The following is an 18128-nucleotide window of genomic DNA, read 5'->3' as shown; positions in this document are numbered from 1 at the left end:
CAAGCGAGGGGATAAGAAGTGCTCGACGTCAACTTCTTCGACGAGCTGCGAATCGGTCTCGCCACGGCCGACGATATCCGTCAGTGGTCGCACGGCGAGGTAAAGAAGCCAGAGACCATCAACTACCGCACCCTCAAGCCGGAAAAGGACGGGCTCTTCTGCGAGAAGATCTTCGGTCCGACCCGCGACTGGGAGTGCTACTGCGGGAAGTACAAGCGCGTCCGTTTCAAGGGCATCATCTGTGAGCGCTGTGGCGTCGAGGTGACTCGCGCCAAGGTGCGCCGTGAGCGGATGGGCCACATCGAGCTGGCCGCGCCGGTCACCCACATCTGGTACTTCAAGGGCGTTCCGTCGCGCCTTGGGTACCTGCTCGACCTGGCCCCGAAGGACCTCGAGAAGGTCATCTACTTCGCGGCCTACATGATCACGTATGTCGACACCGACATGCGCGCTCGCGACCTGTCGTCGCTGGAGGCCAAGATCTCCGTCGAGCGGCAGCACATCGAGCAGCGCCGTGACGCCGACATCGAGGCCCGGCAGAAGAAGCTCGAGGCCGACCTGGCCGAGCTCGAGGCCGCCGGCGCCAAGGGCGACCAGCGCCGCAAGGTCCGCGAGGGCGCCGACCGCGAGATGCGTCAGCTCCGCGACCGCACCCAGCGCGAGCTCGACCGCCTCGAGGAGGTCTGGAACCGCTTCAAGAACCTCAAGGTCCAGGACCTCGAGGGCGACGAGCTGCTCTACCGCGAGATGCGCGACCGCTTTGGCCGCTACTTCCGCGGCGGCATGGGCGCCCAGGCCATCCAGGAGCGCCTGAACACCTTCGACCTGGCCGCCGAGGCCGAGTCGCTGCGCGAGACCATCCGCAGCGGCAAGGGTCAGAAGAAGGCCCGCGCGCTCAAGCGGCTCAAGGTCGTCTCGGCGTTCCTCACCACGAGGAACTCCCCGAACGGCATGGTGCTCGACTGCATCCCGGTGATCCCGCCGGACCTTCGCCCGATGGTCCAGCTCGACGGTGGCCGCTTCGCGACCTCCGACCTGAACGACCTGTACCGCCGGGTGATCAACCGGAACAACCGCCTCAAGAGGCTGCTCGACCTCGGCGCGCCCGAGATCATCGTCAACAACGAGAAGCGGATGCTCCAGGAGGCCGTCGACGCGCTGTTCGACAACGGCCGCCGCGGCCGTCCGGTCACCGGGCCGGGCAACCGTCCGCTGAAGTCGCTGTCCGACATGCTCAAGGGTAAGCAGGGTCGTTTCCGTCAGAACCTGCTCGGCAAGCGAGTCGACTACTCCGGCCGTTCGGTCATCGTCGTCGGCCCGCAGCTGAAGCTGCACCAGTGCGGTCTGCCCAAGCAGATGGCGCTGGAGCTGTTCAAGCCGTTCGTGATGAAGCGCCTGGTCGACCTGAACCACGCGCAGAACATCAAGTCGGCCAAGCGCATGGTCGAGCGTGCCCGCCCGGTCGTGTGGGACGTGCTCGAAGAGGTCATCACCGAGCACCCGGTGCTGCTCAACCGCGCGCCGACCCTGCACCGCCTCGGCATCCAGGCCTTCGAGCCGCAGCTGGTCGAGGGCAAGGCCATCCAGATCCACCCGCTCGTCTGCACGGCGTTCAACGCCGACTTCGACGGCGACCAGATGGCGGTCCACCTGCCGCTGTCGGCTGAGGCCCAGGCCGAGGCACGCATCCTGATGCTCTCGACCAACAACATCCTCAAGCCGGCCGACGGCAAGCCGGTGACCATGCCCACCCAGGACATGATCATCGGTCTGTACTGGCTGACGACCCAGCGCGACGAGGCCAAGGGCGAGGGCCGTGTCTTCGCCTCGATCTCCGAGGCGCTGATGGCCTTCGACCGGCGCGAGCTCGACATCCAGGCCAAGATCCAGATCCGTCTGAAGGACGTCCCGCCGCCGCGCGGCTGGGCCGCCCCGGAGGGCTGGGAGGCCGGTGAGTCGTACCGTCTGGAGACCACTCTCGGACGCGCCCTGTTCAACCAGACGCTGCCCGAGAACTACCCCTTCGTGAACGCGCAGATCGGCAAGAAGCAGCTCTCGACGATCGTCAACGAGCTGGCCGAGAAGTACCCGAAGGTCGAGGTCGCGGCGGCGCTTGACGCCCTGAAGGACGCCGGTTTCCACTGGGCGACCCGTTCCGGCGTCACGATCTCCATCGACGACGTCGTCGCGCCGCCGAACAAGGCCGCGATCATGGAGTCGTACGAGCGCCGGGCCGACAAGGTCCAGCGTGAGTACGAGCGCGGTCTGATCACCGACGAGGAGCGCCGCCAGGAGCTCATCGAGATCTGGACGCACGCCACGGCGGACGTCGAGACCGACATGGTGAACGCCTTCCCGGCGACCAACTCCGTCTGGATGATGGTCAACTCCGGCGCCCGCGGTAACAAGATGCAGGTGCGTCAGATCGCCGGCATCCGCGGCCTGGTGTCCAACACCAAGGGTGAGACCATCCCGCGGCCGATCAAGTCCTCCTTCCGTGAGGGCCTGTCGGTGCTGGAGTACTTCATCTCCACCCACGGTCAGCGGAAGGGTCTGGCGGACACCGCTCTGCGTACCGCCGACTCCGGTTACCTGACCCGTCGTCTGGTCGACGTCGCGCAGGACGTCATCGTGCGTGAGATCGACTGCGGCACCGACCGCAGCGTTCCCCTGCACGTCGGCGAGCGCGACGCGGCGGGCAACCTCGCCAAGGCCGAGAACGCCGAGAGCAACGTCCACGGCCGCATCCTGGCCGAGGACGTCGAGGTCGACGGCAAGGTCGTCGCGGCGGCCGGGGCCGACATCAACGACGCCATCGTCACCGCGCTGGTCGACGCCGGCATCGAGACGGTCCGCACCCGCAGCGCCCTGGTCTGCGAGGCCAAGATCGGCGTCTGCGCCACCTGCTACGGCCGCTCCCTGGCGACCGGCAAGCTGGTGGACGTCGGCGAGGCGGTCGGCATCATCGCCGCCCAGTCGATCGGTGAGCCCGGCACGCAGCTGACGATGCGTACCTTCCACACCGGTGGTGTGGCGGGTGCCGACATCACCCACGGTCTGCCCCGTGTCCAGGAGCTGTTCGAGGCGCGCGTTCCCAAGGGTGTCGCCCCGATCAGCGAGGCCGACGGCCGGGTGCGCATCGACGAGACCGACAAGACCCGCAAGATCGTCATCGTGCCCGACGACGGGTCCGACGAGATCGCCTACCCGGTGTCGATGCGGTCGCGCCTGCTGGTCAGCGAGGGCCAGCGCGTGTCGGTGGGCCAGCAGCTGATCGCCGGTGCGGTCAACCCGAACGAGGTGCTGCGCATCCTCGGCCCCCGGGCCGTGCAGCTCCACCTGGTGGCCGAGGTCCAGCAGGTGTACCGCTCGCAGGGTGTGTCGATCCACGACAAGCACATCGAGATCATCGTGCGGCAGATGCTCAAGCGCGTGAACGTGCTGGAGTCCGGTGACACCGACCTGCTGCCCGGCGAGCTCGTCGAGCGCCCCAGGTTCGAGATGGTGAACCGCGAGGTCGTCGCCGAGGGTGGCACCCCCGCTTCCGGCCGTCCGGTCCTCATGGGCATCACCAAGGCGTCGCTGGCCACCGAGTCGTGGCTGTCGGCGGCGTCCTTCCAGGAGACCACCAGGGTGCTCACCGACGCGGCGATCCACGCCAAGTCCGACTCCCTGCTCGGCCTCAAGGAGAACGTCATCATCGGTAAGCTCATCCCGGCCGGTACGGGCATGTCCCAGTACCGCAACATCCGGGTCGAGCCGACCGAGGAGGCCAAGGCGGCGATGTACACCGTCGGTGGCTACGACGGCTCCGCGACCGACTACACCTTCGGCACGGGCAGCGGCGAGGCCGTCCCGCTGGAGGAGTACGACTTCGGTCAGTACAACCGCTGACGTTCGGCCGGCGTGACAGCCGGCCGGTCGTCGCCCCAGGCGGACGAGGACGCCCGTTCCCTTCTCGGAGGGAGCGGGCGTCTTTTCGTGTGGGCGATTTCCGGTGTTCCGGGAATGTTCCGCGTCCCGTAACCGCTGTTCAGTACGGGCGTGAGGGATCGCCCGGCAACACGGGGAAATCGGCGAGAGAAGTCCCCGGGTGCGGGTAAGCTTGACCAGAGCCTGACAGCGGTCGGCCGGATACCGGCCGCAGGGACCACGAGACGACCGGGAAGCCGACTACATGAGCGGCTCGGCGCAGCCGTTTTGACGTGTTGCGATGGGCTGGGTAGTCTTGCCCTTCGTGCCCGTGGGTTCATGGGCTCGCATGCGTGCGCTCAGAGGCCTCTGTAGAGGCGATTTGACCGCGCATGACCTCTCTCCTGGTCCGGCTCTGCCGGGCGTACTGCGGCAAAGATCGCGACACGCCCGAGCGCGTGGGTCGGAGCCGAGGGAAAACCAGCAGGTCATGACACCGGCAGTACCTGCGAAACGCACGACTTTTCGAATCACCGGCCAAGCACGAACGGAGACGCGGTGCCCACGATTCAGCAGCTGGTCCGCAAGGGCCGCCAGGACAAGGTCAGTAAGACCAAGACACCGGCGCTCAATGGGAGCCCCCAGCGGCGCGGCGTCTGCACGCGCGTTTACACGACCACTCCCAAGAAGCCGAACTCCGCCCTTCGCAAGGTGGCGCGTGTCCGGCTCACCAACGGCATCGAGGTCACGGCCTACATCCCTGGTGTGGGTCACAACCTCCAGGAGCACTCCATCGTGCTCGTGCGTGGCGGCCGTGTGAAGGACCTGCCGGGTGTTCGCTACAAGATCATCCGCGGTTCTCTGGACACCCAGGGCGTCCGGAACCGCAAGCAGGCCCGCAGCCGCTACGGCGCGAAGAAGGAGAAGAGCTGACATGCCGCGCAAGGGTCCCGCTGGGCGCCGACAGCTGATCGCCGACCCGGTGTACAACTCGCCGCTGGTCACCGCGCTCATCAACAAGGTTCTTCTGAACGGCAAGCGGTCGCTCGCCCAGAAGATCGTTTACGACGCCCTCGAGGGCTGCCGCGACAAGTCGGGCAACGACCCGGTGGTCACGCTCAAGCGCGCGCTCGACAACGTCAAGCCCACCCTCGAGGTCCGCAGCCGCCGTGTCGGTGGCGCGACCTACCAGGTGCCGGTCGAGGTGCGCGCGGCGCGCAGCACCACGCTGGCCCTCCGCTGGCTGGTGCAGTACTCCCGCGCCCGCCGCGAGAAGACGATGACCGAGCGGCTGATGAACGAGCTGCTCGACGCGAGCAACGGCCTCGGCGCCAGCGTGAAGCGGCGCGAGGACACGCACAAGATGGCCGAGTCCAACAAGGCCTTCGCCCACTACCGCTGGTAAGACCGGCGACGACGACGAGACGACGAGGACGCGAGAGAAGTGGCTCCAACGACCGCTCTTGACCTGGCCAAGGTCCGCAACATTGGGATCATGGCCCACATCGACGCGGGCAAGACCACCACTACCGAGCGCATCCTGTTCTACACCGGTATCAACTACAAGATCGGTGAAGTCCACGAGGGCGCTGCCACGATGGACTGGATGGAGCAGGAGCAGGAGCGCGGCATCACCATCACCTCCGCCGCGACCACCTGCGAGTGGCTTGATCACACGATCAACATCATCGACACGCCCGGCCACGTCGACTTCACGGTCGAGGTGGAGCGCTCGCTGCGCGTTCTCGACGGTGCGGTGGCGGTCTTCGACGCCGTGGCCGGCGTCGAGCCGCAGTCGGAGACGGTGTGGCGGCAGGCGGACCGTTACGGCGTTCCGCGCATCTGCTTCGTCAACAAGATGGACCGGGTCGGCGCCGAGTTCCACCGCTGCGTCGACATGATCGTGTCGCGCCTCGGTGCGACTCCGCTGGTCATCCAGCTCCCCTGGGGCGTCGAGGCCGACTTCAAGGGCGTCATCGACCTCGTGAAGATGAAGGGCCTCCTCTGGAGCGCCGAGGCGGCCAAGGGCGAGATGTACGACACCGTCGACATCCCGGCCGACCACGCCGATGTCGTTCGTGAGTGGCGCGACAAGCTCATCGAGACCGTCGCCGAGAACGACGACGAGCTCATGGAGCTCTTCCTCGAGGGTGTCGAGCCCACCGAGGAGCAGCTGGTCGCCGCCATCCGGCGCGCGACGCTGGCCAGCGCGCTCAACCCGGTCCTGTGCGGCACCGCGTTCAAGAACAAGGGCGTGCAGCCCCTGCTCGACGCGATCGTCGCCTACCTCCCCGCCCCGACCGACATCCCGGCCTTCAAGGGCCACGCGGTCGGCAAGGAGGACGAGGTCGTCGAGCGTCACGCGGACCCGACCGAGCCGTTCTCGGCCCTGGCGTTCAAGATCATGAGCGACCAGCACCTGGGCAAGCTCACCTACATCCGCATCTACTCGGGCTCGCTCGAGGCCGGCACCTCCGTCGTCAACTCCGTCAAGGGGAAGAAGGAGCGGATCGGCAAGATCTACCAGATGCACGCCAACAAGCGCGAAGAGCGCGCGTCGGCGCACGCGGGGCAGATCGTGGCCGTCATGGGCCTGAAGGACACCACGACCGGTGACACCCTGTGTGACCCGGCCAACCCGGTGGTCCTCGAGTCCATGACCTTCCCGGCGCCGGTCATCAACGTGGCCATCGAGCCCAAGACCAAGGGCGACCAGGAGAAGCTCAGCACCGCCATCCAGCGTCTGGCCGAGGAGGACCCGTCCTTCCAGGTCCGCCGCGACGAGGAGACCGGTCAGACGGTCATCTGGGGTATGGGCGAGCTCCACCTGGAGATCCTCGTCGACCGTATGCGCCGCGAGTTCAAGGTCGAGGCCAACGTCGGCCGCCCGCAGGTCGCCTACCGCGAGACCATCCGCCGCAAGGTCGAGAAGGTCGAGTACACGCACAAGAAGCAGACCGGTGGTTCCGGCCAGTTCGCGCGCGTGATCATCGACATCGAGCCCCTCGGCGAGGGCAACGACGGCTACGAGTTCGAGAACAAGGTCACCGGTGGCCGTATCCCCAGGGAGTACATCCCCTCGGTGGACGCGGGCGCCCAGGAGGCCGCCGAGTTCGGCGTGCTGGCCGGCTACCCGATGGTGGGTGTCAAGGTCACCCTCCAGGACGGTGCCTACCACGAGGTCGACTCGTCCGAAATGGCTTTCAAGATCGCCGGTTCGATGGCCTTCAAGGAGGCCGCGCGCCGTGCGGACGCCGTAATCCTTGAGCCGATGATGGCCGTCGAGGTCACCACGCCCGAGGACTACATGGGTGACGTCATCGGCGACCTCAACGGTCGTCGCGGACAGATCGAGGCGATGGAAGACCGTACCGGGGCGAAGGTCATCCGCGCCCTGGTTCCGCTGTCAGAGATGTTCGGCTACGTGGGTGACCTGCGCAGCAAGACCCAGGGCCGGGCTGTCTACAGCATGCAGTTCAACTCCTACTCGGAGGTGCCCCCGGGCATCGCCAAGGAGATCGTCGCGAAGGCTCGGGGCGAGTAGTTCCGAAACCCTGAAGGCCGAAGGCGCCGCCTTCGGCCAGGGGACTCGGGCCTGACAGGTCCCAAGACCCCGACCAGCTCGGGTGGCGAGCGATCGCCACCCGGGGATCGGGCTCCGAGCCCGAGTGAGACTAGCAAGTCACGTCAGAATCTCTAAGGAGACAGAGCAGTGGCCAAGGCCAAGTTCGAGCGGACCAAGCCGCACGTGAACATCGGCACCATTGGGCACATCGACCACGGCAAGACCACTCTGACCGCGGCGATCACCAAGGTGCTTCACGACCGTTTCCCGCACCTCAACGAGGCGACCCCGTTCGACAAGATCGACAAGGCGCCCGAGGAGAAGGCCCGCGGCATCACCATCTCCATCGCCCACGTTGAGTACCAGACCGAGAAGCGTCACTACGCTCACGTGGACTGCCCGGGTCACGCCGACTACGTCAAGAACATGATCACCGGTGCGGCCCAGATGGACGGCGCGATCCTCGTGGTCGCCGCCACCGACGGTCCGATGCCGCAGACCAAGGAGCACGTCCTCCTGGCCCGCCAGGTCGGCGTCCCCTACATCGTCGTCGCCCTGAACAAGGCCGACATGGTGGACGACGAGGAGATCCTGGAGCTCGTCGAGCTCGAGGTCCGCGAGCTGCTCTCCGCCCAGGAGTTCCCGGGCGACGACCTGCCGGTCGTTCGTGTCTCGGCGCTGAAGGCGCTCGAGGGCGACGAGAAGTGGGGCGACTCGATCATCGAGCTCATGAACGCTGTCGACGACAACGTTCCCGAGCCCCAGCGTGACACCGACAAGCCGTTCCTCATGCCGATCGAGGACGTCTTCTCGATCACCGGTCGCGGCACCGTCGTCACCGGTCGTATCGAGCGCGGTGTCGTCAAGGTCAACGAGACCGTCGACATCATCGGCATCAAGGAGAAGAGCACCACCACCACCGTCACCGGTGTGGAGATGTTCCGCAAGCTCCTCGACGAGGGTCGGGCCGGTGACAACGTCGGTCTGCTCCTGCGTGGCATCAAGCGCGAGGACGTCGAGCGCGGCCAGTGCATCATCAAGCCGGGCACGACCACCCCGCACACCGAGTTCGAGGCGCAGGTCTACATCCTGTCCAAGGACGAGGGCGGCCGCCACACGCCGTTCTTCAACAACTACCGCCCGCAGTTCTACTTCCGTACCACGGACGTGACGGGCGTCGTGACCCTGCCCGAGGGCACCGAGATGGTCATGCCCGGTGACAACACCGAGATGTCCGTCCAGCTCATCCAGCCGATCGCGATGGAGGAAGGCCTCAAGTTCGCGATCCGTGAGGGTGGCCGCACCGTCGGTGCCGGTCGCGTCACGAAGATCATCAAGTAGCTGGACCGCGGGTCGGCGGTCGGGCCCGGTTCTCCGGGACCGACCGCCGAACCACGAAGGGGCCGAGTCACCTCGGCCCCGGAGCCCACAGGGAGCTCCGAGCCCATCCAGGGCCGTGATCTCGCAGCCGTCTCGGTCGTACGACCGAGTCGACTGCAAGATCACGGAGAAGTGACGGGCGGCGGACGCAGCCACGTGGGACACCCCATAGCGGCAAAAGGCCGCACGAAACTTTTGCAGGACGACAGCGAAGGACACCGAGGCCACTATGGCGGGACAGAAGATCCGCATCCGGCTTAAGGCCTATGACCACGAGGTCATCGACAGCTCGGCCAAGAAGATCGTCGAGACGGTCACGCGGACTGGCGCGAAGGTCGCGGGCCCGGTGCCGTTGCCGACCGAGAAGAACGTGTACTGCGTCATCCGCTCGCCGCACAAGTACAAGGACAGCCGTGAGCACTTCGAAATGCGCACGCACAAGCGGCTGATTGACATCATCGATCCGACGCCGAAGACCGTCGACTCGCTCATGCGTCTCGACCTTCCGGCCGGCGTCGACATCTCGATCAAGCTCTGAGGGAACGCACTGACATGGCTAAGCAGATCAAGGGCGTCCTGGGCAAGAAGCTCGGCATGACCCAGGTCTTCGACGAGGGCAACCGGATCGTCCCGGTCACCGTCGTCGAGGCCGGTCCGTGCGTGGTGACCCGCGTCCGCTCTGAGGACAAGGACGGCTACTCCGCTGTTCAGCTCGGATACGGGCAGGTGGACCCGCGCAAGGTGAACAAGCCGCTGGGTGACTATCTGCGCAAGCACGACATCACCCCGCGCCGCTACTTCGTCGAGCTGCGGACCGAAGACGCTTCCGAGTACACCATCGGCCAGGAGATCACGGCCGACACGTTCGAGGCCGGGCAGTTCATCGACGTGACCGGCAAGAGCAAGGGTAAGGGCTACGCGGGTGTCATGAAGCGTCACGGCTTCCGCGGTCTGGGCGCCTCGCACGGTACCCAGCGCAAGCACCGTTCGCCCGGCTCCATCGGCGGCTGCGCCACCCCCGGTCGCGTGTTCAAGGGTCTGCGCATGGCGGGCCGGATGGGCAACGTCCGTACCACCGTCCAGAACCTCAAGGTTCACGCCGTGGACGCCGAGAAGGGTCTCATCCTGATCAAGGGTGCGGTCCCCGGCGCCAACGGCAGCCTGGTCCTCATTCGCACCGCTGCCAAGAAGGGGGCTGCCAAGTGAGCACCACTATCGACGTCCTCGACGCGGCCGGCGCGAAGACCGGCAGCGTCGACCTGCCGGAGGCCATCTTCGGCGCCAAGGTCAACATTCCTCTGATCCACCAGGTCGTCGTCGCCCAGCTCGCCGCGCGCCGGCAGGGCACCCACAAGACGAAGACCCGTGGTGAGGTCAGCGGTGGCGGCAAGAAGCCGTACCGCCAGAAGGGCACCGGCCGGGCCCGTCAGGGCTCGACCCGCGCGCCGCAGTTCACCGGCGGTGGCACCGTCCACGGCCCGCAGCCGCGTGGCTACGAGCAGAAGACGCCCAAGAAGATGAAGGCCGCCGCCCTGCGTGGCGCCCTCAGCGACCGGGCGAACGGCGGCCGCGTGCACATCGTGGACGCCCTGGTCACCGGGGAGACCCCGAAGACCAAGGTCGCGCTTGAGGCGCTGCGCAACATCACCAAGGCTCGCAGCGTCCTCGTCGTGGTCGACGAGGGTGACGAGCTCACCTGGCTGAGCCTGCGCAACGCGCCGGAGGTCCACCTCCTGGACGCCGGCCAGCTCAACACGTATGACGTGCTCTGCTACGACGACGTGGTCTTCACGCGTGAGGCGTACGACCAGGTCGTGGCGCGGCTGGGCAACAGCGGGAAGGAAGACGCCTGATGCAGAAGATCGCCGACCCGCGCGACATCATCATCAAGCCGATCGTCTCTGAGAAGAGCTACGGCCTGATCGATGAGCACAACAAGTACACGTTCTTGGTGCGCAAGACGGCCAACAAGACCCAGGTGAAGATCGCGATCGAGCAGATCTTCGGCGTCAAGGTCACCAGCGTGAACACGATCAACCGTCAGGGCAAGCGCAAGCGCACCCGTTTCGGCTTCGGCCAGCGGGCCAGCACCAAGCGGGCGATCGTGAGCCTGGTGGAAGGCGACCGGATCGACATCTTCGGTCAGATCAGCTGATCGTCGCTGACCGCTGCACTGCCAAGCAACACCGACGAGGGATGAACGAAAAAGATGGGCATCCGTAAATACAAGCCGACGACTCCGGGTCGTCGCGGCGCGAGCGTCTCGGACTTCGCCGAGATCACGCGCAGCACTCCGGAGAAGTCGCTGCTTGCCCCCCTGCACAGCAAGGGTGGGCGTAACGTCCACGGCCGGGTGACCGCGCGTCACCAGGGCGGCGGGCACAAGCGCGCGTACCGGATCATCGACTTCCGGCGCCACGACAAGGACGGCATTCCGGCCAAGGTCGCTCACATCGAGTACGACCCGAACCGCACCTCGCGCATCGCGCTGCTGCACTACGCCGACGGCGAGAAGCGCTACATCCTTGCCCCCACGGGGATCAAGCAGGGCGACCGCATCGAGAACGGCCCCGCGGCCGACATCAAGCCGGGCAACTGCCTGCCGCTGCGCAACATTCCGACCGGTACCTTCATCCACGCCGTGGAGCTGAAGCCCGGTGGCGGCGCGAAGCTGGGCCGGTCCGCCGGCGCCCAGATCCAGCTGCTGGCCAAGGAAGGGCAGTACGCCACCCTGCGTATGCCCTCCGGCGAAATGCGCCAGGTGGACGTGCGCTGCCGCGCCTCGGTCGGCCAGGTCGGCAACGCCGAGCAGGCCAACATCAACATCGGTAAGGCCGGTCGTAACCGCTGGAAGGGCAAGCGCCCGACCGTCCGCGGTGTCGCGATGAACCCGGTCGACCACCCGCACGGTGGTGGTGAGGGTAAGACCTCCGGCGGTCGCCACCCGGTGAACCCCAAGGGCAAGCCCGAGGGTCGTACCCGCCAGGCCAACAAGGCCAGCGACCGACTGATCATTCGTCGGCGGAGCAAGAGGAAGAAGCGGTAGGAGCAGCCTAAATGCCACGTAGCCTTAAGAAGGGTCCCTTCGTGGACGACCACCTGATGAAGAAGGTGGACGTCCAGAACGAGAAGGGCACCAAGAACGTCATCAAGACGTGGTCGCGGCGCTCCATGATCGTGCCCGACATGCTCGGCCACACGATCGCCGTCCACGACGGGCGCAAGCACGTCCCGGTGTTCGTCACCGAGTCGATGATCGGTCACAAGCTGGGTGAGTTCGCGCCGACGCGGACCTTCCGCAGCCACGTCAAGGAAGACCGGCGTAGCCGGCGGTAAGCGCCTTAGGAAACGAGGAGTAAGCGATGGAAGCCAGGGCTCAGGCGCGGTTCGTCCGCGTCACGCCCCAGAAGGCCCGCCGCGTGGTGGACCTCATTCGCGGGCTGCCCGCTTCGGAGGCGCAGGCCGTGCTGCAGTTCGCCCCTCAGGCGGCGAGCGAGCCGATCTTCAAGGTGCTGTCGAGCGCCATGGCGAACGCGGAGCACAACTTCAAGCTCGACCGCGAGACGCTGGTCGTGAGCCGGGCGTGGGTCGACGAGGGCCCGACGCTGAAGAGGTTCCGTCCCCGTGCGCAGGGCCGTGCCTATCGGATCAACAAGCGGACGAGCCACATCACTGTGATCGTCGAGTCCCGGCCTGAGGGCCAGGGCAGGCCGAAGGGAAGGACCCGCTAGTGGGCCAGAAGGTTAACCCGCACGGGTTCCGCCTCGGCATCACGACCGACTTCAAGAGCCGGTGGTACGCCGACAAGCTGTACAAGTCGTACGTCGCCGAGGACGTCGCGATCCGCCGCATGCTGCAGAAGGGCATGGAGCGGGCGGGCATCTCCAAGGTCGAGATCGAGCGCACCACCGACCGCGTCCAGGTCGACATCCACACGGCCCGGCCGGGCATCGTCATCGGCCGCCGTGGCGCCGAGGCGGACCGCATCCGTGGCGACCTCGAGAAGCTGACCAAGAAGCAGGTCCAGCTGAACATCCTCGAGGTCAAGAACCCCGAGGTCGACGCTCAGCTCGTCGCCCAGGGCGTGGCCGAGCAGCTGTCCAGCCGGGTTTCGTTCCGGCGGGCCATGCGCAAGGCCATGCAGTCGGCGATGAAGAGCGGCGCCAAGGGCATCCGTGTCCAGTGCGCCGGCCGTCTCGGCGGCGCCGAGATGTCGCGGTCGGAGTTCTACCGCGAGGGTCGCGTGCCGCTGCACACCCTCCGCGCGGACATCGACTACGGCTTCTACGAGGCCCGCACCACCTTCGGCCGCATCGGCGTGAAGGTCTGGATCTACAAGGGCGAGGCCCCGACCAGCCGCGCCGAGCGCGAGGCGGCCGCCGCCGGTGCTCGTGCCGGCCAGCGTCGTGACCGCACCGACCGGCCGCAGCGCGGCCGCGGCGCGGGCGGCGGTCGTGGCCGTGACGGCGGCCCCCGTGGCGGTGGCCGTGGCCCCAAGACCGAATCCACCGCGCCCGCTGGGGCGCCCGAGTCCGGCCCGGCGGAGCAGCCGGGTGCTGAAGGGAGCTGACCATGCTGATCCCGCGCAGGGTCAAGCACCGCAAGCAGCACCGGCCTGACCGCAGCGGAGCCGCCAAGGGCGGCACCAAGGTCGTGTTCGGCGAGTACGGCATCCAGGCGCTTGAGCACCACTATGTGACCAACCGCCAGATCGAGGCCGCTCGTATCGCCATGACCCGGCACATCCGCCGTGGCGGCAAGGTGTGGATCAACATCTACCCCGACCGTCCCCTGACGAAGAAGCCGGCCGAGACCCGCATGGGTTCCGGTAAGGGTTCGCCGGAGTGGTGGATCGCCAACGTCAAGCCCGGTCGCGTCATGTTCGAGCTGTCCGGTGTCGCCGAGCCCGTGGCCCGCGAGGCCCTCAGGCGAGCGATGCACAAGCTCCCGATGAAGTGCCGGTTTGTTAAGCGTGAAGTGGGTGAGGCGTGATGGCTAAGGGCCTGACCGCCGGTGAGCTGCGGACTTCGGACCAGGAAGAGCTGGTCCAGAAGCTGAAGGAAGCCAAGGAGGAGCTGTTCAACCTCCGCTTCCAGGCGGCGACCGGTCAGTTGGAAAGCCACGGGCGGCTGCGCGCCGTCCGCCGCGAGATCGCCCGTATCTACACCGTGATGCGCGAGCGTGAGCTTGGCATCATCACGGTCGAGAAGGAGCCGAGCGATGGCTGAGACAACTGAGAGCACCGAGAAGCAGGCGCGGAACTACCGCAAGACCCGTGAGGGTCTGGTCGTCAGCGACAAGATGGACAAGACCGTCGTCGTCGCCGTCGAGGACCGCGTCAAGCACCCGCTGTACGGCAAGGTCATCCGCCGTACGACCAAGTACAAGGCTCACGACGAGCAGAACTCCTGCGGCGTCGGCGACCGTGTCCTCCTGATGGAGACCCGGCCGCTGTCCGCCACCAAGCGGTGGCGGGTCGTGGAGATCCTCGAGCGGGCCAAGTAAGTCGCCCGGCGGGAGGCCCCTGAAGGGGTCTCCCGCGCAGGCGTCCCCCCTGGGTGGTCCAACTGCTGCCGCCCAGGGCGCATTTGACCAAATCTAGTTCCGCCAGGCTCAGAGAATGAGAACCGGCGTGACACACGGGAGTTGACGTGATCCAGCAGGAGTCGCGGCTCAAGGTCGCCGACAACACGGGTGCCAAGGAGATCCTTTGCATCCGTGTGCTCGGCGGCTCGGGTCGGCGCTACGCGGGTATCGGCGACATCATCGTCGCGACGGTGAAGGACGCCCTTCCCGGCGCGGGTGTCAAAAAGGGTGATGTGGTCAAGGCTGTCGTGGTGCGCACCACTAAGGAGCGCCGCCGCCCCGACGGCTCCTACATCCGCTTCGACGAGAACGCCGCGGTCATCATCAAGGACAGCGGTGACCCTCGGGGCACGCGTATCTTCGGTCCGGTGGGTCGCGAGCTGCGCGAGAAGAAGTTCATGCGCATCATCTCGCTCGCGCCGGAGGTGTTGTAATGCCGAAGCTGCATGTGAAGAAGGGTGACCTCGTCCAGGTCATCGCCGGTAAGGACAAGGGTGCCAAGGGCCGTGTCATCCTCGCCATCCCGCGCGAGGAGCGCGTGGTCGTCGAGGGTGTCAACCTGATCAAGAAGCACTCCAAGGTCACCCACCAGGGTCCGCGTGGCGCCAAGGAAGGCGGCGTGCAGACCATGGAGGCCCCCATCCACGTGAGCAACGTGAAGAAGCTCAAGGATGAGGCGAAGAAGGACGACAAGCCCGCCAAGAAGGCCGAGAAGGCCGACGAATCGGGTGAGGACAACTGATGACCGCCACCACAACTGAGACCGAGCGCCCCGTGCCGCGCCTCAAGCAGCGGTACCGCGAGGAGATCGCGGACAAGCTGCGTGAGCAGTTCGGCATCGAGAACGCCATGCAGATCCCGAAGCTCACCAAGATCAAGGTGAACATGGGTGTCGGCGAGGCCGCTCGTGACAGCAAGCTCATCGAGGGCGCGGTGCGCGATCTCACCGCCATCACCGGCCAGAAGCCGGCCGTCGCCCACGCACGCAAGTCCATCGCGCAGTTCAAGCTGCGTGAGGGCATGCCGATCGGCGCGCACGTGACCCTGCGTGGCGACCGCATGTGGGAGTTCCTCGACCGGCTGCTCTCCCTCGCGCTTCCGCGTATCCGGGACTTCCGCGGCCTGTCGCCGAAGCAGTTCGACGGCAACGGGAACTACACCTTCGGTCTGACCGAGCAGGTCATGTTCCACGAGGTGGACCCCGACAAGGTCGACCGTCAGCGGGGCATGGACATCACGGTCGTGACCACCGCCACGAACGACGACCAGGGCCGGGCGCTGCTCAAGCTTCTCGGCTTCCCCTTCAAGGAGGCGTGATGGCCAAGAAGTCTTTGATCGCCAAGGCCGCGCGGAAGCCGAAGTTCGGCGTGCGGGCGTACACTCGATGCTCGCGCTGTGGCCGGCCCCGCGCCGTCTACCGCAAGTTCGGCCTCTGCCGTGTGTGCTTCCGCGAGATGGCGCACCGCGGCGAGCTGCCCGGCATCACCAAGTCGAGCTGGTAGCCGCAGGCGGGCCTCCGCGACGTTCGCCGTAGCGAGGCCCGCTCGGCGCCGCCCGTACAGACAAGTCATATCAACCGGGTGCCTGAGATAAAGGCGCCCACGACCACACCGTAGGTCCCTGACGCAAGGGAAACCGCGGTGAGGAGGGCCACCGGCCATGACGATGACCGACCCGATCGCAGACATGTTGACACGTCTGCGTAACGCGAACTCGGCATACCACGACACTGTGTCGATGCCGTACTCGAAGATCAAGGCGCACATCGCCGAGATCCTCCAGCAGGAGGGCTACATCCAGTCCTGGTCCGTCGAGGACGCCAAGGTTGGAAAGAACCTCGTGGTGGAGCTCAAGTTCGGGCCCACGCGTGAACGGTCTATCGCGGGCCTGCGCCGGGTTTCCAAGCCCGGTCTGCGGGTCTATGCAAAGAAGGACAACCTGCCCAAGGTCCTGGGCGGCCTGGGCGTCGCGATCATCTCGACGTCCGGTGGCCTCATGACGGACAAGCAGGCCGGCAAGCGTGGTGTGGGCGGGGAAGTCCTCGCCTACGTCTGGTAACGAGGGGAGGAAATACAGCATGTCGCGAATTGGACGGCTGCCCATCCCCGTACCGAGTGGTGTCGACATCACCATCGACGGCCGGGATGTCACGGTCAAGGGCCCCAAGGGCACGCTTTCTCACACGGTCGCTGAGCCGATCGACGTCGCGCGCGGGGAGGACGGCACCATCACCGTCACCCGTCCGAACGACGAAAACAGGGTTCGCGCCCTGCACGGGCTGTCCCGCACGCTGATCTCGAACATGGTCGACGGCGTGACCAAGGGCTACAGCAAGACGCTGGAGATCGTCGGCGTCGGTTACCGCGTCCAGGCCAAGGGCCCGACGCAGCTGGAGTTCTCGCTGGGCTTCAGCCACCCGGTGATCGTCGACGCTCCTGAGGGCGTCTCCTTCCGCGTCGAGAAGCCGACCCTGTTCCACGTGGACGGCATCGACAAGCAGAAGGTCGGAGAGGTCGCCGCGAACATCCGCAAGCTGCGCAAGCCCGACCCCTACAAGGGCAAGGGTGTGCGGTACCAGGGCGAAGTCATCCGCCGCAAGGTCGGAAAGGCTGGTAAGTAGTCATGGCCTTCACCAAGGTTGCAAAGCACACGGCCGCGCGCGCCCTGTCGCGCTCGCGTCGTCACCGTCGTGTCCGCAAGAAGGTCGTCGGCTCTCCGGCCCGCCCGCGTCTCGTCGTCAACCGGTCGGCGCGTCACATCTTCGTGCAGGTCGTGGACGACATCGCCGGCCACACCCTGGTGAGCGCGTCCACGCTGGACGTCTCGCTGCGGGACGCCGAGGGCACCAAGACGGACAAGGCGAAGAAGGTCGGCGAGCTCGTCGCTCAGCGGGCCAAGGCCGCCGGGATCACCGCTGTCGTGTTCGACCGCGGTGGCAACCGCTACGCGGGCCGCATCGCGGCTCTGGCGGACAGCGCCCGTGAAGGCGGGCTGGAGTTCTGATGTCTCCGGCCAGGATCGCAATCAAGAGCAACGAGGAGAGGAACCACTGATGGCTGCAGCTCCGCGTCGCGGTGCCGGCGGCGGTGGTGAGCGGCGAGACCGTCGCGACGATCGCCGCGGCGGCGCTGCCGAGAAGGGCGTCTCGTACATCGAGCGCGTCGTGAAGATCAATCGAGTGGCCAAGGTCGTCAAGGGTGGTCGGCGCTTCAGCTTCACCGCCCTGGTTGTCGTCGGTGACGGCAACGGCCTGGTCGGTGTGGGTTACGGCAAGGCCAAGGAGGTGCCCGCGGCGATCGCCAAGGGTGTCGAGGAGGCCAAGAAGCACTTCTTCAAGGTGCCGCGCATCCAGGGGACCATCCCGCACACCGTGCAGGGTGAGGACGCCGCCGGCGTCGTCCTCCTGCGTCCGGCCTCGCCCGGTACCGGTGTCATCGCGGGTGGTCCGGTGCGCGCCGTCCTGGAGTGCGCCGGCATCCACGACGTGCTGTCCAAGTCGCTCGGCTCGGACAACCCGATCAACATCGTCCACGCGACCGTCGCGGCACTGAAGGGCCTCAGCCGGCCCGAGGAGATCGCCGCCCGCCGTGGGCTCCCGATCGAGCACGTCGCTCCGGTTCGCATGCTCAAGGCTCGCGCCGAGGGCATCGCCGAGGCCGCCGCGGCGGCGAAGGCGGTGAGCTAG

The 18128-nt window shown here is 66.6% G+C and carries 24 protein-coding genes; all 24 read left to right on the top strand.

Annotation, left to right across the window (positions count from 1 at the left end; translation table 11 throughout):
• Positions 1-18: 18 nt before the first annotated feature.
• The 24 genes from KIK05_RS33900 to rpsE all read left to right on the top strand — a co-directional run bounded on the left by KIK05_RS33900 (position 19) and on the right by rpsE (position 18128).
• Entirely contained in the window at positions 19-3894 is a 3876-nt protein-coding gene (locus tag KIK05_RS33900; protein WP_214414923.1) for a DNA-directed RNA polymerase subunit beta', read from the top strand.
• Between the two features lie 576 nt (positions 3895-4470).
• Positions 4471-4845, top strand: coding sequence for a 30S ribosomal protein S12 (rpsL, locus tag KIK05_RS33895; RefSeq protein ID WP_214414922.1), 375 nt, complete (start codon positions 4471-4473; stop codon positions 4843-4845).
• Between the two features lies 1 nt (position 4846).
• Positions 4847-5317, top strand: coding sequence for a 30S ribosomal protein S7 (rpsG, locus tag KIK05_RS33890; protein WP_214414921.1), 471 nt, complete (start codon positions 4847-4849; stop codon positions 5315-5317).
• Between the two features lie 90 nt (positions 5318-5407).
• Positions 5408-7456: an elongation factor G gene (gene fusA / locus KIK05_RS33885; protein ID WP_250563904.1), complete on the top strand. Its 2049-nt coding sequence runs from the start codon at positions 5408-5410 to the stop codon at positions 7454-7456.
• Positions 7457-7624: 168 nt separating this feature from the next.
• Positions 7625-8818, top strand: coding sequence for an elongation factor Tu (tuf, locus tag KIK05_RS33880; protein WP_214414919.1), 1194 nt, complete (start codon positions 7625-7627; stop codon positions 8816-8818).
• A 268-nt stretch (positions 8819-9086) separates the two neighbouring features.
• Positions 9087-9395 carry a 30S ribosomal protein S10 gene (rpsJ, locus tag KIK05_RS33875; protein ID WP_012887830.1) on the top strand — a complete coding sequence of 103 codons (309 nt, stop codon included), beginning with the start codon at positions 9087-9089 and terminating at the stop codon, positions 9393-9395.
• A 14-nt stretch (positions 9396-9409) separates the two neighbouring features.
• Entirely contained in the window at positions 9410-10063 is a 654-nt protein-coding gene (gene rplC, locus KIK05_RS33870; RefSeq protein ID WP_214414918.1) for a 50S ribosomal protein L3, read from the top strand.
• A complete protein-coding gene (rplD, locus tag KIK05_RS33865) occupies positions 10060-10710 on the top strand; it encodes a 50S ribosomal protein L4 (RefSeq protein ID WP_214414917.1) in 651 nt (216 codons plus the stop codon). Before rplC ends, rplD begins: the two co-directional genes overlap by 4 nt.
• Positions 10710-11012: a 50S ribosomal protein L23 gene (rplW, locus tag KIK05_RS33860; RefSeq protein ID WP_214414916.1), complete on the top strand. Its 303-nt coding sequence runs from the start codon at positions 10710-10712 to the stop codon at positions 11010-11012. Before rplD ends, rplW begins: the two co-directional genes overlap by 1 nt.
• Positions 11013-11066: 54 nt before the next feature.
• Positions 11067-11903, top strand: coding sequence for a 50S ribosomal protein L2 (rplB, locus tag KIK05_RS33855; protein WP_214414915.1), 837 nt, complete (start codon positions 11067-11069; stop codon positions 11901-11903).
• Positions 11904-11914: 11 nt separating this feature from the next.
• Positions 11915-12193 carry a 30S ribosomal protein S19 gene (gene rpsS / locus KIK05_RS33850; RefSeq protein WP_203982323.1) on the top strand — a complete coding sequence of 93 codons (279 nt, stop codon included), beginning with the start codon at positions 11915-11917 and terminating at the stop codon, positions 12191-12193.
• A gap of 26 nt (positions 12194-12219) precedes the next feature.
• Positions 12220-12588 carry a 50S ribosomal protein L22 gene (gene rplV, locus KIK05_RS33845; protein WP_214414914.1) on the top strand — a complete coding sequence of 123 codons (369 nt, stop codon included), beginning with the start codon at positions 12220-12222 and terminating at the stop codon, positions 12586-12588.
• Positions 12588-13427: a 30S ribosomal protein S3 gene (rpsC, locus tag KIK05_RS33840; protein ID WP_214414913.1), complete on the top strand. Its 840-nt coding sequence runs from the start codon at positions 12588-12590 to the stop codon at positions 13425-13427. Before rplV ends, rpsC begins: the two co-directional genes overlap by 1 nt.
• Before the next feature lie 2 nt (positions 13428-13429).
• A complete protein-coding gene (rplP, locus tag KIK05_RS33835) occupies positions 13430-13849 on the top strand; it encodes a 50S ribosomal protein L16 (protein ID WP_189162758.1) in 420 nt (139 codons plus the stop codon).
• Positions 13849-14085: a 50S ribosomal protein L29 gene (gene rpmC, locus KIK05_RS33830; protein WP_184608220.1), complete on the top strand. Its 237-nt coding sequence runs from the start codon at positions 13849-13851 to the stop codon at positions 14083-14085. Before rplP ends, rpmC begins: the two co-directional genes overlap by 1 nt.
• On the top strand, positions 14078-14362 hold the full coding sequence (gene rpsQ / locus KIK05_RS33825; protein ID WP_214414912.1) for a 30S ribosomal protein S17: 285 nt from the start codon (positions 14078-14080) through the stop codon (positions 14360-14362). Before rpmC ends, rpsQ begins: the two co-directional genes overlap by 8 nt.
• Positions 14363-14508: 146 nt before the next feature.
• Positions 14509-14877 (top strand): 50S ribosomal protein L14, encoded by a 369-nt coding sequence (rplN, locus tag KIK05_RS33820; RefSeq protein ID WP_214414911.1) that lies wholly within the window; start codon positions 14509-14511, stop codon positions 14875-14877.
• A gap of 8 nt (positions 14878-14885) precedes the next feature.
• The gene (gene rplX / locus KIK05_RS33815; protein WP_214414988.1) at positions 14886-15185 is read left to right on the top strand and encodes a 50S ribosomal protein L24; all 300 of its coding nucleotides are present in this window, start codon (positions 14886-14888) and stop codon (positions 15183-15185) included.
• The gene (gene rplE, locus KIK05_RS33810; RefSeq protein WP_214414910.1) at positions 15185-15760 is read left to right on the top strand and encodes a 50S ribosomal protein L5; all 576 of its coding nucleotides are present in this window, start codon (positions 15185-15187) and stop codon (positions 15758-15760) included. The genes rplX and rplE overlap by 1 nt, the downstream gene beginning before the upstream one ends.
• On the top strand, positions 15760-15945 hold the full coding sequence (locus tag KIK05_RS33805; protein ID WP_184978978.1) for a type Z 30S ribosomal protein S14: 186 nt from the start codon (positions 15760-15762) through the stop codon (positions 15943-15945). Before rplE ends, KIK05_RS33805 begins: the two co-directional genes overlap by 1 nt.
• 157 nt (positions 15946-16102) lie before the next feature.
• On the top strand, positions 16103-16501 hold the full coding sequence (gene rpsH, locus KIK05_RS33800; protein WP_214414909.1) for a 30S ribosomal protein S8: 399 nt from the start codon (positions 16103-16105) through the stop codon (positions 16499-16501).
• A gap of 19 nt (positions 16502-16520) precedes the next feature.
• Positions 16521-17063, top strand: a complete 543-nt coding sequence (rplF, locus tag KIK05_RS33795) for a 50S ribosomal protein L6 (protein ID WP_214414908.1) — start codon at positions 16521-16523, stop codon at positions 17061-17063.
• Positions 17064-17065: 2 nt separating this feature from the next.
• The gene (rplR, locus tag KIK05_RS33790; protein WP_214414907.1) at positions 17066-17446 is read left to right on the top strand and encodes a 50S ribosomal protein L18; all 381 of its coding nucleotides are present in this window, start codon (positions 17066-17068) and stop codon (positions 17444-17446) included.
• A gap of 49 nt (positions 17447-17495) precedes the next feature.
• Positions 17496-18128, top strand: coding sequence for a 30S ribosomal protein S5 (rpsE, locus tag KIK05_RS33785; protein ID WP_114032746.1), 633 nt, complete (start codon positions 17496-17498; stop codon positions 18126-18128).

Origin of the sequence: Sphaerisporangium fuscum (assembly GCF_018531465.1) — a bacterium.
Taxonomy (GTDB): Bacteria; Actinomycetota; Actinomycetes; order Streptosporangiales; family Streptosporangiaceae; genus Sphaerisporangium; species Sphaerisporangium fuscum.
Note: the sequence above shows the minus strand (reverse complement) of the source record. Positions and strands in the feature narration are given on the sequence as shown.